Source organism: Paenibacillus lentus, from assembly GCF_042714055.1.
GTDB lineage: Bacteria > Bacillota > Bacilli > Paenibacillales > Paenibacillaceae > Fontibacillus > Fontibacillus lentus_A.
In genome coordinates this window covers 133,139-146,125 of sequence record NZ_JBHGVC010000012.1, presented here as the reverse complement: position 1 = coordinate 146,125, position 12,987 = coordinate 133,139, and the positions used below count along the sequence as shown (strand labels likewise).

14 protein-coding genes, 2 tRNA genes and 1 riboswitch are annotated in these 12,987 nt (G+C 48.8%); of the genes, 4 read left to right on the top strand and 12 right to left on the bottom strand.

What is annotated here, in order from left to right:
* Positions 1-312: 312 nt before the first annotated feature.
* The 5 genes from ACE3MQ_RS22265 to ACE3MQ_RS22245 all read right to left on the bottom strand — a co-directional run bounded on the left by ACE3MQ_RS22265 (position 313) and on the right by ACE3MQ_RS22245 (position 1,526).
* Positions 313-404, bottom strand: a tRNA-Ser gene (locus ACE3MQ_RS22265).
* Between the two features lie 7 nt (positions 405-411).
* Positions 412-487 (bottom strand) — tRNA-Asn (locus tag ACE3MQ_RS22260).
* 111 nt (positions 488-598) lie between these two features.
* Positions 599-736, bottom strand: a complete 138-nt coding sequence (locus tag ACE3MQ_RS22255) for a hypothetical protein (RefSeq protein WP_379396835.1) — start codon at positions 734-736, stop codon at positions 599-601.
* A gap of 20 nt (positions 737-756) precedes the next feature.
* On the bottom strand, positions 757-990 hold the full coding sequence (locus ACE3MQ_RS22250; RefSeq protein ID WP_379396833.1) for a hypothetical protein: 234 nt from the start codon (positions 988-990) through the stop codon (positions 757-759).
* Between the two features lie 68 nt (positions 991-1,058).
* Positions 1,059-1,526, bottom strand: a complete 468-nt coding sequence (locus ACE3MQ_RS22245) for a SprT family protein (protein WP_379396831.1) — start codon at positions 1,524-1,526, stop codon at positions 1,059-1,061.
* 127 nt (positions 1,527-1,653) lie between these two features.
* Here ACE3MQ_RS22245 and ACE3MQ_RS22240 point away from each other — a divergent pair, with 127 nt between their 5' ends.
* Both ACE3MQ_RS22240 and cmpA read left to right on the top strand, forming a co-directional pair.
* Positions 1,654-2,004: a hydrolase/acyltransferase gene (locus ACE3MQ_RS22240; protein WP_379396829.1), complete on the top strand. Its 351-nt coding sequence runs from the start codon at positions 1,654-1,656 to the stop codon at positions 2,002-2,004.
* Positions 2,005-2,080: 76 nt separating this feature from the next.
* The gene (cmpA, locus tag ACE3MQ_RS22235) at positions 2,081-2,218 is read left to right on the top strand and encodes a cortex morphogenetic protein CmpA (protein ID WP_379396826.1); all 138 of its coding nucleotides are present in this window, start codon (positions 2,081-2,083) and stop codon (positions 2,216-2,218) included.
* 151 nt (positions 2,219-2,369) lie between these two features.
* Here the strand turns inward: cmpA and ACE3MQ_RS22230 are convergent, their stop codons facing one another.
* The 3 genes from ACE3MQ_RS22230 to ACE3MQ_RS22220 all read right to left on the bottom strand — a co-directional run bounded on the left by ACE3MQ_RS22230 (position 2,370) and on the right by ACE3MQ_RS22220 (position 5,025).
* Complete coding sequence (locus ACE3MQ_RS22230; RefSeq protein ID WP_379396848.1) at positions 2,370-3,002, bottom strand: XTP/dITP diphosphatase; 633 nt, start codon at positions 3,000-3,002, stop codon at positions 2,370-2,372.
* A complete protein-coding gene (rph, locus tag ACE3MQ_RS22225) occupies positions 3,002-3,760 on the bottom strand; it encodes a ribonuclease PH (protein WP_379396824.1) in 759 nt (252 codons plus the stop codon). The genes ACE3MQ_RS22230 and rph overlap by 1 nt, the downstream gene beginning before the upstream one ends.
* A 203-nt stretch (positions 3,761-3,963) precedes the next feature.
* Positions 3,964-5,025 carry a GerMN domain-containing protein gene (locus ACE3MQ_RS22220; RefSeq protein ID WP_379396822.1) on the bottom strand — a complete coding sequence of 354 codons (1,062 nt, stop codon included), beginning with the start codon at positions 5,023-5,025 and terminating at the stop codon, positions 3,964-3,966.
* A 159-nt stretch (positions 5,026-5,184) separates the two neighbouring features.
* Here ACE3MQ_RS22220 and ACE3MQ_RS22215 point away from each other — a divergent pair, with 159 nt between their 5' ends.
* Positions 5,185-5,751 carry a phosphatidylglycerophosphatase A family protein gene (locus ACE3MQ_RS22215; RefSeq protein ID WP_379396820.1) on the top strand — a complete coding sequence of 189 codons (567 nt, stop codon included), beginning with the start codon at positions 5,185-5,187 and terminating at the stop codon, positions 5,749-5,751.
* A 77-nt stretch (positions 5,752-5,828) separates the two neighbouring features.
* Here ACE3MQ_RS22215 and ACE3MQ_RS22210 read toward each other — a convergent pair whose 3' ends face one another.
* The 3 genes from ACE3MQ_RS22210 to ACE3MQ_RS22200 all read right to left on the bottom strand — a co-directional run bounded on the left by ACE3MQ_RS22210 (position 5,829) and on the right by ACE3MQ_RS22200 (position 9,037).
* Entirely contained in the window at positions 5,829-6,839 is a 1,011-nt protein-coding gene (locus tag ACE3MQ_RS22210) for an MBL fold metallo-hydrolase (protein WP_379396818.1), read from the bottom strand.
* Complete coding sequence (locus ACE3MQ_RS22205) at positions 6,836-7,579, bottom strand: class I SAM-dependent methyltransferase (protein WP_379396816.1); 744 nt, start codon at positions 7,577-7,579, stop codon at positions 6,836-6,838. The genes ACE3MQ_RS22210 and ACE3MQ_RS22205 overlap by 4 nt, the downstream gene beginning before the upstream one ends.
* A 198-nt stretch (positions 7,580-7,777) precedes the next feature.
* The gene (locus ACE3MQ_RS22200; protein WP_379396814.1) at positions 7,778-9,037 is read right to left on the bottom strand and encodes a peptidylprolyl isomerase; all 1,260 of its coding nucleotides are present in this window, start codon (positions 9,035-9,037) and stop codon (positions 7,778-7,780) included.
* Between the two features lie 259 nt (positions 9,038-9,296).
* On the opposite strand from ACE3MQ_RS22200, the gene ACE3MQ_RS22195 reads away from it, so the two are divergent.
* Positions 9,297-10,652: a dipeptidase gene (locus ACE3MQ_RS22195; protein WP_379396812.1), complete on the top strand. Its 1,356-nt coding sequence runs from the start codon at positions 9,297-9,299 to the stop codon at positions 10,650-10,652.
* 201 nt (positions 10,653-10,853) lie between these two features.
* On the opposite strand, the gene thiC is transcribed toward ACE3MQ_RS22195, so the two are convergent.
* On the bottom strand, positions 10,854-12,635 hold the full coding sequence (gene thiC / locus ACE3MQ_RS22190) for a phosphomethylpyrimidine synthase ThiC (RefSeq protein ID WP_379396810.1): 1,782 nt from the start codon (positions 12,633-12,635) through the stop codon (positions 10,854-10,856).
* A 94-nt stretch (positions 12,636-12,729) separates the two neighbouring features.
* A riboswitch (TPP riboswitch) is annotated at positions 12,730-12,841 on the bottom strand.
* Between the last annotated feature and the right edge of the window lie 146 nt (positions 12,842-12,987).

Here is a 12,987-nt window from a genome sequence, read left to right as displayed (position 1 = left end):
TCGAACCCCTGTTACCTCCGTGAAAGGGAGGTGTCTTAACCCCTTGACCAACGGGCCATATCCAATGCTGCAAGCACCCTTATTTAGAGTGACAACAAAAGTGAGTATATCAAAATTCACAAACGTTGACAACCCTTTTTTCGCATAAGAAACAAAAAAAAGTCCATCAGGACTTTGGGTGTTTACTCGACGAACCTACAGATTCATCTATAGTGGCGGAGAGAGAGGGATACTCTCATTTCATTCGAGACTGCGAAGTACTGCTAACGTAGTCTATGCTCCGACGAACCACCGAGGGTTCTCAATCTATAGTGGCGGAGAGAGAGGGATTCGAACCCTCGCACCGCTTACGCAGTCTAACCCCTTAGCAGAGGGTCCCCTTATAGCCACTTGGGTATCTCTCCAAAGAAATGGCTCCCCGAACAGGACTCGAACCTGTGACAACTCGATTAACAGTCGAGTGCTCTACCGACTGAGCTATCAGGGAACGCTAAATCACTATAGATACGGTATAATTTATCATGATTTTTAATCAAAGTCAAGATGACGAGCTGGAAAACGAGAAGGGTCTGGCCTTACAGCCAGACCCCCACGGAACTCAGGAATCCCTTCGGTGCCGCGCCAGTTCGATGAGCATGACGATGAGTACCAGCAGTTGGATAAGCAGCTCTGCGCTCATTATGCCTCGCCTCCATCCGCATAATGCTCCTTCGAAGCCGGATGCTCCTCTCCCCATGAACTCCTTACGTTCCCATTCTATATATATGACAAACATGAGGACTTCTTGCCAACAAAAAAAGAACCATCATCTCCGTAGAAAGAGATCAGGTTCTTCTGTTTATGTTTATTCTGACTCATAAGTTCTTGCTTTGTTTTGGTTCTTCTTGTTCTCAAATCTGTTGTCGCAAACGGGCTGCGGCTCAGCTCCGGGTTGCGCCTGCCTTCACGCGCTATTTTATCCCGCATTCGTTTAGCTTTAGATTTAGCCATGCATGATCACTTCCTCATTTGATTTGCTGTCAGTATATCACATTTCACGCCAAAATTATTTACAGGTTCTACTCCTTATAACTAAACAATTGAAGCTTCCCCGAACACTTCCCACAGCGATACCGCCTAGGATCGACACGGCGCTTGCGCAGATATTCCGTTCCACAGCTTATACACTTCAACATGTAACGATACGGCAATGGCTTTCTGCCTTGTCCTCCAGGCAGCGTTTGACAATATCTGCTTCCCCCGACCTGACTTAATAAGGCTTTGAAATCGGGATCGCGATGCCTGTAGCCCTTGCCCATAATATGCAAATGGTAATGACACAATTCATGCTTAATAATTTTCTCCACTTCCTCCTCTCCGAAGGCAGCCAACTGGGCGGGGTTAATCTCAATATGATGGGATTTCATAAAGTATCGACCGCCTGTCGAACTTAATCGACGATTGAACCTAGCTTCATGCCGAAAGGGCAGACCGAAGCTGCGGAGCGAGATTTCTTCGACCCAAGCCTGCAGTTGTTCATCATTCAAAATAATAACCTCCTCCACGTGTTGCAGTTAGCATCCCGGCCTGGATCAAGCCGGTTTGTACTTGAATTCTAACTTCCTGTTAAGCTACACTGTCAAGTAGCAATAATAAAAAGGAGAATGTTAAAAAATGGCCTCAATGAGATATGTCATTCTGCAGCAGGACAGTGATTTACGTTTTGTGGAAATGCCCTCTGACTATGCCTATCAGCTCAGCGCTCTTAATTTGCGCTTGAACAAAGAAATCGAAAAACTAACCGCAGCCGAGGTTCCTTCTTTGCCCCGAGCGATTGCCGAATGTGACCGGTTGGATCTGCTGCTTGAATCGTTGCAAATCACAGGCGGGTTAGACTATATCAACGAGTTGGAGGAAGCCTTCTCCGCAATTCGCGAGGAGAATTATCCTCTGATCTCTTTGCTCACGGAAATCCGTGCCCTGCAAGCCCAGTTGGAGCAATGGTACGAAGAAGAAGGCCAATAAAGCTAATGGACCTGCACTCTTGACGGCTTCTCCCCATATGCTAACGACATAGGGAAATATCGGGGAGGAGATCGTATTGCCTAATTGGCTCAGCAACCAGATGATGCGTGCATTTCATAAAAAAGATCGGCGCCAAATTCGGCTGCTGAACGACTGCTGGTTTTTTTATTACAGCCGTCACAAAAATAGCAACGAAGCCAGCCAAATTCAGTAGCATCATCATTACAATCATACCATGCTAAAATCCCCTTTAAGTCAGCGTCCAGTCGACCCACAGAAGATGTGAGTTTCCCACGCGGTCACTTAAAGGGGTTCATTTCGATCAAATCCATATAGGGAGCCTGTGCATTGCTACTAAAGGCTTCCTATTTGTTCATGTCGTTTAATTTCTCGACCAGCTGCCGCAATGCCGCTCCGCGATGACTTATTGCTTGCTTCTCCGATACCGTTAGCTCGGCAAGCGTCTTCTCGTATTCCGGCAGGTAAAAAAGCGGATCATAACCGAAGCCGCCTCCGCCGGCTGGATCTGATGTAATCCAGCCTTCCACCGTGCCGGAACCCTCTATAAATTCTCCCGTCTCTGGATTATATAGTGCAAGGTGACATACAAAGCGGGCCGTACTAAGCAGCGGCTGCTCTGTATCTTCCCCAAGCCGCATCCGCTCGAGTTCGCCTAGCAGCTTCTCGTTATTATCCTCATCCGAAGCTCCTTCTCCCGCATATCGGGCGGAATAGACCCCCGGGGCACCATCCAGCTTGTCAACACATAGTCCTGAATCATCGGCCAGTACCGTTTGTCCCAAGAAATCGCCCACTTCCTTGGCTTTCTTACGGGCATTCTCCGCAAACGTCTCGCCATCCTCTACCACCTCAGGAACCTCGGGATAATCATACATACTCTTTACGGGCTTACCCAGAAAAGCGAGTCCATGAGCAAACTCCTTGACCTTTCCCTGATTCCGCGTAGCCACGATAATAACGGATTCCTGCTTGTTCATCATACACCCGCCTCTGGCTTTTTGCTCCCAATTTTAAGGGCAATCGGCCCAAGCGCCTCGCGCTGAATATCAATCATTTCAAAGATGCCTTTCTCTGCGAGCTCCAGCATCTTATTCAATTCTTCTCTGGAGAACGGATTCTCTTCGCCGGTTCCCTGAACCTCTACAAACTGTCCTTGTCCTGTCATCACTACATTCATGTCTACCTTGGCCTTGGAGTCTTCCTCGTAGTTAAGATCGAGCAGCGTCTCCTGACCGACTATGCCAACACTAACCGAAGCCAGGTAATCCGTAATAGGAAAAACTGGCAGGGAATGCTTTTGAACAATCTTATTCACCGCTAACGCCAGAGCAACGAATGCGCCCGTAATCGACGTCGTACGGGTTCCTCCGTCCGCTTGCAGCACATCGCAGTCAATCGTGATAGAACGCTCGCCGAGTGCTTGCAAATCAACGACAGAACGCAGGGCCCTGCCGATTAGACGCTGGATTTCCATCGTACGTCCACTTTGTTTGCCGCGAGCCGATTCGCGCTGGTTACGGGAATGTGTCGCCCGGGGAAGCATGGAATATTCTGCGGTAACCCAGCCTTTGCCCTGGCCTTTCATGAACATCGGTACCTTCTCTTCAACCGTAGCCGTACATATTACCTTCGTGTCCCCAACCTCGATATATACGGATCCTTCTGCATATTTGTTAATGTTTACTGTTAAGTTCAATGGCCGCCGCTCGTTGGCTTCACGCCCGTTTATTCTCATCGTAACCCGCCTCCTACGTTACATGCTGTCCTTGCGCTTTCCCTATTCTACCAAAGTGTAAGCATAAAATCACCATTCCATTCCTCCCCGTCGATATCTCTTTAGCTAAGGTCCAACAAAGTGCCAATTTAAAGTAAGCTGCAGTGTCCAATACAATAGAACTGGGCTTGCCGCGGCAAGCCCAATGCGAAGTGTTTTTTAATTTACAACGGGATTTGATTGATGTTTTCAGGCCTGGACACCGGTTCGCTATATTTCTGGTCATCAAGCCCGATAACATCCTTTTCACCATTCAACCAGATCCGTACCTGATCTTGCGGAGTATTCTCCGTCACGGTAAGCACAAGCGACTGCAGCATTTGGGCAGGCACTCTCTCGCCGGGATCAAACATATCATCGCTAATCGATACGGTGACTATTCCGTCCTGAGATATTTCAATACCATCGACGGTAGTATTGTCGGTTACGACTCGCTCTAGGCCTTCTCCGCGAGATGGACCTTTAATCAGCTCATGCAGCGCCGACTGAACACGGTCTGAGGTGCTGGCAACAAAGCGGGTGACCGGCACAAAATATTGCACGCCTTCCGGCGTCGCCGCAGAGAAATACACAGTGACCGGACTGCTTAAAGAAAGACTCGTCCCTCCATTTATTTCCAAATTTATACCGATAGCTCGTGTCAATGGTCGGTCTAACGGTGTTCCATCCACCGGCATTTCATTCAGCTTCTCGCCATCGACCCAAAGCTGAACCTGCTGAATGTCCGGATTTTCGGTTAATGTCCAGGTGAGTGCCTCCATCACTTTGCGTTCATCGCGGGCTTCATAATTTCTGAATGGCTCCGTAAATTCTACGATGGCCGCCTGCTGTTCCTTTTGAAGCGTAATCGCCTTGACCTCTGTCCCTTCTGGCAGCACCCCCATAAAACCTTCTGGAACGAGCTTGGCATAAGGCCCGTCCTTTACTAGGCTTTCCAGAGCACGTGTCAAATGCGTGCTGCTGTCTTCCTCTGGCAGCTGCAGAGCAACCGGAGCAAGCAGGCCGCTCTCGTTCTCCAGATACACCGTGGACATCGTGCCATTCGTTCCCAAGCTTGTCTGATCTTGCGCCTCAAGGCTCTCCAGCATCTGGAATTCAACATCTGCAGGCGGAGGGTCAATTTGGCCCGAGGATTTTGCAGCAAAGGGATTACAGGCTGTCAGCAATAGCGAGAATGCGAGTATTCCCGCTGCGGACGTGTTGCGTAATAAGCGGTTCCATTTCATGACCTGGGTTCCTCCCTAACATTTTTCTAAGGTTTGTATTACTATATATACGAGCCCCTTCTTGAAAAATAACTAATTTTTCCCTGAAGTGGACACACTGCATCTTAGCCAAGTCAGAAATTCAAACAGATGGACATCATATAAGAGGGATAGAGGTGAATGGGGATGGAACAACCAAAAGCGAAGTTGCCTTACAGCCTGAACAGTAAAAAGGTTGCTGATACAACCATGGAGTGGCTGCAAAAACGCGGGGTGAAGCTCAGCGAGATTGCCGAGCTAGTCATGCTGCTGCAGCAAAAGTATTACCCGAACCTGACCATGGAGGAGTGCATTCACAATGTGGAGCAAGTCCTCAGCAAAAGAGAAGTACAGAACGCTGTGCTAACAGGAATTCAACTGGACATTTTAGCAGAGAAGGGGCTCTTGATTCCGGAGCTGCAGGATATGATCGTCAATGATGAAGGCTTGTACGGCGTAGATGAGATTTTGGCCTTCTCGATTGTTAACGTCTACGGAAGCATCGGCTTTACGAACTATGGCTATGTGGACAAGCTCAAGCCAGGGGTATTGGAACGCTTAAATGATAAAAGCTTAGGTCCGTGCAACACGTTTCTTGACGATATCGTTGGAGCTATTGCCGCGTCGGCCAGCAGCCGGATCGCCCATCGCAAGCAGGCTGAGCGTGAAAAGGAACAGGGCGAAGAGACGATGGATACCGACAGATAACTGTTTCATAGCAAGCAAAACCAAGAACAAGCCGCGGATGTCCGCAGCTTGTTCTTGGTGTGTCAGCCTTTTGACAGCTACAATATTTTATACGATTGCTGCAATGCTCTGAAGCGGATTTCCCCGCCAGTATCCTTCTCCTCCATAGCTGCACGCCCTTGGCGGACAAGCTCAAGCAAATGGGCGAGCGTCTCCGACATAGCAAACCGCATTTGATGGATGCCAAGCTTTGTCCCGAAAACTGTGCTGCAAATCTGGAAGCCCGTCAAGGGCTCTTCCTGCAGCAGCTGCTCCATTCGCTGCAGGCGCTGCTCATGATGCTGTGTCAGCAAGCGTACCCGTTCATTGAAATAGTCAAAGGGGCTGCGGTGTCCGGGAAAAGCCGTATTCACATCATACCTGCCGAGTCGCCGCAATCCCTCGATAAAGGATTGAAGCGGATCGGACTCACTATCTGGAACCAGGCTAATATTAGGAGAGATTTGCGGCAGAACGGCATCTCCGCAGATCATTATTTTCTTGCTCCGCTCATAAAAAGACATATGGCCAGGAGCATGTCCACCGCTTATGATCGGCTCCCAGCGCCTTCCTCCCATCAGGATTGATGAATCTTCCGTTACAGGAGTGATTTCCGGAAAAGGCTTCACTTGGGAAATAAACCCTCTCATATGCTGCGGCAGCTGGTTCAACCAATCTGCGGGCATGCCATGCCGCTGAAACAAAGCAGGAAGCGCCTCATTTACTACACTGCCCGACCCCCACATCCGTTCAGCCTCTTCATAGGCCCTTTCCGACATGTAGACCCTAGCCTGGGTCAGCGACTGCAAATACCCGGCTAACCCGAAATGATCGGGGTGATGATGCGTAATGACGATAGAGGTAATATCTGCAGGCTGAATTCTGAGCTCCCTCCAGACCTCTTTCCATTCCTTCTCGGTCTCTTCCGTTCGCGGTCCGGGATCTATGACGGTGATTCCCTCGGAACCGCGAAGCATATAGCTGTTCACTTTCTTAAGCGGAGGAGCCATAGAAATCGGAACTTGAATCACGCCTGCTTCCGCCCAGGACTGAAAACGAACGGGCTTCATAAAGATCTTCCGACCATGATCATGCGGGAAGAAGCCTCCGGGTCATAAGGTATATCGCCATATCCCCCGTAGACATGTTCCAGCTGCAGGCCGCTCTGCGTCAGCATTTCCGTAAAATCTTCACGGTTATATAACTTAATCCTTTCTAAATAACGCCTTGGCTCCTCCGAGGAGCTTGAATCCATACTTTGGATCTCAATATGCTTCTTCACATATCCATCCTGAATGCTGCGTTCCTCTGTAATGCGTTGTCCTTCATCAACTCGCTCGGAGCGTGGTACCAAATGCTTTACCGTATACGACGGATTGAGGAAATCAATGATGAATTGTCCACCCGGCTTCAGCACTCTGCGAATTTCCTTCAACACCTTGATATGCTCCGTATCCTCCTCAAAATAACCAAAGGAAGAAAACAAATTGACGACGGCGTCAAAACCGCCCTCCAGCGGCAAATTGCGCATATCCCCCTTTAACCAGGCTACGCGCCCTTCCGGATCATGATTTTGCGCTTCACGCAGCAGCACGTCCGACAAATCTATGCCAGTAACCTCATAGCCAGCTTCTACTAGAGCCATAGAGTGCCGCCCCATGCCACAGCAAAGATCCAGCACTTTTGCGCCAGCAGGCAACTCTAACCAGGAAATCATTGTATGTACTTCTCGTTTCGCTCCCTGTACGTCGCGATGTTTATAGACCAGTAAATAATCTTCGCCAAAGCTGCGTTCATACCATTCCGTCATCAGAACTGCTCCTCCCCTATCTATGCAAAAAAACTGCTCTATTAATAAGTTATACATAAACCCGGCAACTTGCAAACGATATTGCCATTTCACTATGAATTGCCAAGGGGCCGATTACAAAAATACAGCGATAGCCAGTGTCTCTTTAAGGAGACGCTGGCTATCCGGGAATTAAATCTTATTTATACCCATAGATTCTTAGCTGGCCGTATTATTGCTGCTTGCAGCGTTATTAGCTGGATCTGCGGTATCTGTCAATTTATTAGTAATCTTAGCATTGCTTTTTACGTCATTAAACCATCCTTCGAATATTTCCGAGATTTGCTGCGCAACCAGGCCCTTGCGAATCTCTTCTTTATTCTCTTCAAGCGTGCCTTCCTTAGCTTCCTTGCGGTCGGTTAATTTAATGACCTTGTATCCGTCATCCGTCTTCACCGCGCCGCTGATTTCATCCTTCTGCAGCTTGAAGGCTGCTTCTTCGACAGCTGGCTCTACCTGTCCCCGCCCAAAGAATCCGGTATCTCCGCCCAAATCCTTCGTGAACGTGTCCAGCGAAGTGCTCTTGGCGAGCTCCGTAAAGTCTTTGCCTTCTTTAAGCTGCTGAATGACATCGTTGGCCTCGGCTTCCGTCTCTACCAGGATTACCGAAGCTCGAACCTGTTCCGGTGTATTGAAGGATTCTTTATACATTTCGAAAGTTTCCTTCACTTCTTCGTCCGTCACGTTCGTTTTGTCCTCAAGCAGCTTAGAGATCATCACATTCAGCTCAGCTTCCTGCTTTAAATCCTCCATGGTCATCCCATACTGTTGAAGCATTTGCTCCAATACTTCGAGACTGCCGAAGGATTTCGTATAATTATCAATCTCTGCATTGATATCTTCCTCAGTCACGACGACACTCTTCTTCTTAGCTTCCTGAGCGATCAGCGTCTTTGTAATCATTGCATCCAGCGCTTGCTTGGCCTGTTCACCGCCGCTTGCCTTCACAAGTTCATTATACAGCTCACTTTGGGTAATTGTAGTTCCGTTAACCGTAGCCACGACATCCTTCTTATTTCCAATTAGCGGCAGCACCAATACGATAACAAGTGCAGCAGCCAGAACTAAAGAAATGATAGGCCATATTTTTGATGAGCCGGATGCTGGTGGAGGCGTGGATCCAGTATCTGCAAAGGACTGTCCGACAGCGGCATAATTCGGTTCAGCAGAGCCCGTGCGATCAATCGCCTCAATCGCTTGGATCGCTTCCGGTTCAGTTTCAAGTTCAGGCTCAGCCTCTGCATTCGTTTCTTCGGGCGATCCAGCTTCGAACCCAGTTTCAGCCTCGGCTCTAGCTTCTGCTTCCGCAGCTTCTGTCTTTTCAGCTATACCAGCCTCTTCGGAAGAGCTCTCTTGCCCTGATCCGGCTTCGTTCTCCTTCTCTAATGATTCCAGTTCCTTCTTATCTTTATCATCCATTTACCCTATAACTCCCTTCATCTCACCTAACAACCGGAGCTCTATAAATTGAACTCTCTTTTAAGAGAGTAACAGAATTAACGAAATCAAACATTAAATAAATATAAATTTAAGCAGACTTTTATTAAAATCTGCTTAATTCACATGACCTGTGAAAGTGGCGGTTAGAATAATGGCAACTTCTCTTTGCAATTCGTGTTAGCAGCCAAAACGTAGTAAAATAAAGGAGTTACAATAAAGTTCGGGAGGATATGACAAGATGAGCTATGAGGTCTATTTTCAAAAACACAGGGAACAGCACTTAGATGAGTTAAAGCAATTGCTGACAATACCAAGCATTTCCGCACTATCTGAACATAAACCGGATATCGCCAAAGCGGCTGATTGGATCGCGGACTCGTTATCCAGCGCCGGACTCGAACATGTAGAAATCATTCCGACAAAAGGTCATCCGATTATTTACGCGGATCATCTTCATGCTCCAGGGAAACCAACGGTACTCGTATACGGTCATTATGACGTTCAGCCGGTGGATCCGCTGCACTTGTGGGAAACGCCTCCGTTCGAGCCGACGATCCGGGACGGCAAGCTGTATGCTCGGGGAGCTACGGATGACAAAGGGCAGCTGTACCTTCATATCAAAGCCGTAGAGGCCATTTTAAAAGAAGAAAAACAGCTTCCGGTCAATATCAAATTTTGCATTGAAGGGGAAGAAGAGATCGCCAGCCCTAACCTTCCGCCATACTTGGACGAACATAAGGAAAAGCTGGCCGCCGATGTCGTGCTCATCTCCGACACAGCTTTGCTCGAGCCAGGCAAGCCTGCTATCTGTACCGGTCTGCGCGGACTGTGCTCTCTAGAAGTCACGGTGCAGACCGCTAATACGGATCTTCACTCGGGAACCTTCGGAGGCGGCGTGCCTAATGCGCTGCATGCTATGGTTGCCCTCCTGGCATCACTTCATGATGACAAGGGAAGAGTAGCGGTAGAGGGATTTTATGAAGGCGTGCCGGAACTGACTCCCGCGCTTCGCGAGGAATTCGCCAAGCAGCAGTTCAATGAGGAGAAATTAAAATCCGATCTCGGCCTGGACACTCTTTACGGTGAGGATGGCTATAATTTCGTGGAACGAACCGGAGCTCGTCCGACACTGGAATTGAACGGGGTATACGGCGGTTTCCAAGGCGAAGGCTCCAAAACCGTCATTCCGAAGGAAGCGCACGCCAAAATAACGTGCCGTTTAGTCGGCAATCAGGATCCGCAGGATATTTTGGACAAAATTGAGGCACATTTAAAGCAGCATATACAGCCCGGCGCCAAATTGAATGTCGTTCAAGTGGAAAAAGCCCGTGCCTTTACCATCGATCCATCGGATCTGATGCTTCAAAAGGCCGCAGACGCCTACGAACGCGTGTATGGCACCCGCGCTCTGTTCACGAATGACGGCGGCTCCATCCCGATTGTAGAGACCTTGTCACGCGTGTTAAATGCTCCGGCCGTCATGATGGGCTTCGGGCTTCCGGACGAGAACCTCCATGCTCCCAACGAGCACTTCAATCTGGAGAATTTCGATAAAGGGCTATTAACGATCGTGGATTACTTGAAATCGCTCTAGTACAGGTGACAATTAACCTTTCTAGCCCCCTCCGTACGGAGGGGGCTGGATGGTTTTATTGCTATATAAGATGAACTAGAAAGTTCAACTTATAGTAAATGGATTATAGTAGTTAGTTTCTACAGTAAGGAAGGAAGGTAAAAAAATTTGTTCAATCGTTCTATTTCTGTATGTCACTCGTCATATTGTTTCGAAATATTTCTATCGATAAATGACATTTCCCGCTTCTTTGAACTGCCGTGATTTTTCCTTAAGGCCTTTGGCGATAGCCTCCTCTTCTTCAAGTCCATGCTGCTTGGCATAATCACGAATGTCCTGAGTGATTCGCATGCTGCAGAATTTAGGGCCGCACATGGAACAGAAGTGAGCGGTCTTGGCTCCTTCCGCGGGCAGCGTTTCATCATGATACTCCAGAGCCCTCTCTGGATCGAGCGAGAGGTTGAACTGGTCTCGCCAACGGAATTCGAACCGGGCCTTGGATAACGCGTTATCTCTTTCTTCGGCTCCAGGATGTCCCTTCGCTAGATCAGCTGCATGCGCGGCTATTTTATAAGCAATGACTCCCTCACGAACATCGTCTTTATTAGGGAGGCCGAGGTGTTCCTTAGGCGTCACGTAGCATAGCATAGCCGTCCCGAACCAACCGATCATAGCCGCTCCAATCGCTGAAGTAATATGATCGTAGCCTGGGGCAATGTCCGTAGTTAGCGGGCCCAGAGTATAGAAAGGAGCCTCCTGGCATATCTCCATTTGTTTGTCAACATTTTCTTTAATTAAGTGCATCGGTACGTGGCCCGGCCCTTCGATCATCACCTGAACGTCATGCTTCCAAGCGATTTTGGTCAGTTCGCCGAGCGTCTCGAGCTCAGCGAACTGAGCTTCGTCGTTAGCATCCGCAATCGAACCCGGGCGCAGGCCGTCGCCAAGCGAAAAGGCGATGTCATAGCTTTTCATGATTTCACAGATTTCTTCAAAATGGGTATAAAGAAAGTTTTCTTGATGATGAGCAAGGCACCAGGCTGCCATGATGGAACCGCCGCGAGACACAATGCCTGTGACACGCTTAGCCGTTAACGGAATATACCGCAGAAGCACTCCGGCATGGATCGTAAAATAGTCGACGCCCTGCTCCGCTTGCTCGATCAATGTATCGCGGTAGACTTCCCAGCTCAATGCCTCTGCCTTTCCGCCTACCTTCTCCAACGCCTGGTAGAGTGGAACTGTGCCTACAGGCACCGGTGAATTGCGGATGATCCACTCCCGCGTCGTGTGAATGTTTTTCCCCGTGGAAAGATCCATAATCGTGTCGGCGCCCCAACGGGTCGCCCATCTCATCTTCTCCACTTCCTCCTCAATGGAAGAGGCGACGGCCGAGTTGCCGATGTTTGCATTGATTTTGACTAGGAAATTACGGCCGATAATCATCGGCTCGCTTTCGGGATGATTAATATTGGATGGAATAATCGCTCTGCCTTCAGCTACTTCCCTGCGTACGAATTCCGGAGTCACGTTCTCCCGGATCGAAATGTACTCCATTTCGGGCGTGATGACTCCCTTTCTTGCGTAATGCATCTGCGTCACATTGCGGCCGGCTTTGGCTCTTAGAGGCTTACGGCTCAGGCCGGGGAAAATCTCCGTCCGATCAAGCTGCTTTTCTGTTTTGTATCCATCATCCTCAGGTCTTATGCTCCTGCCTTCATAATCCTCCACATCCCCCCGCTCCAGAATCCAATTCTTGCGATTTGCTGGAAGCCCTGTCCTAATATCCGCATGGTGGTTAGCGTCTGTGTAAGGACCGCTGCAATCATATACCCGAACAGGTTCATTCTCTTCTACCGATTCTCCGCGAACGGTCGGCGCAAGTGCAATCTCTCTCATGGGCACCTGTATATCCGGCCGTGAACCTTGTAGATACACCTTGCGACTGCCCGGAAAAGCTAAGAACTCAGGGTTGACCGTGTTGTTGTTGGTTTCGCTTGCCATTTCTATTCCTCCTTAGAATGAATGGGTTCAAGCGGAGCTGATGCTGCCAAATGCAACAAAAAAAGACCGCAACGAAAGAAGCGGTCTCTGTATACACAAAGGCTCGAACATTTCCTCCGCTGGCATTACCCAGATCAGGTATTACGGTCGACAGCGCATTAGCTATCCTCTCAGCCTGGTTGGCCCAAGCTCCCGTTTATTCAATTCACCAATATATAATATATGGAAAATGAGGAATTATCAACCCTAAACTAGAATTCCCCTATCGGCCTCAAACAACAAAAAACCTTCTAGTCCCTCTCCGCATAACGGATAGAGGAATATAGAAGGTTTACGGTTCTTGACGTGCTTT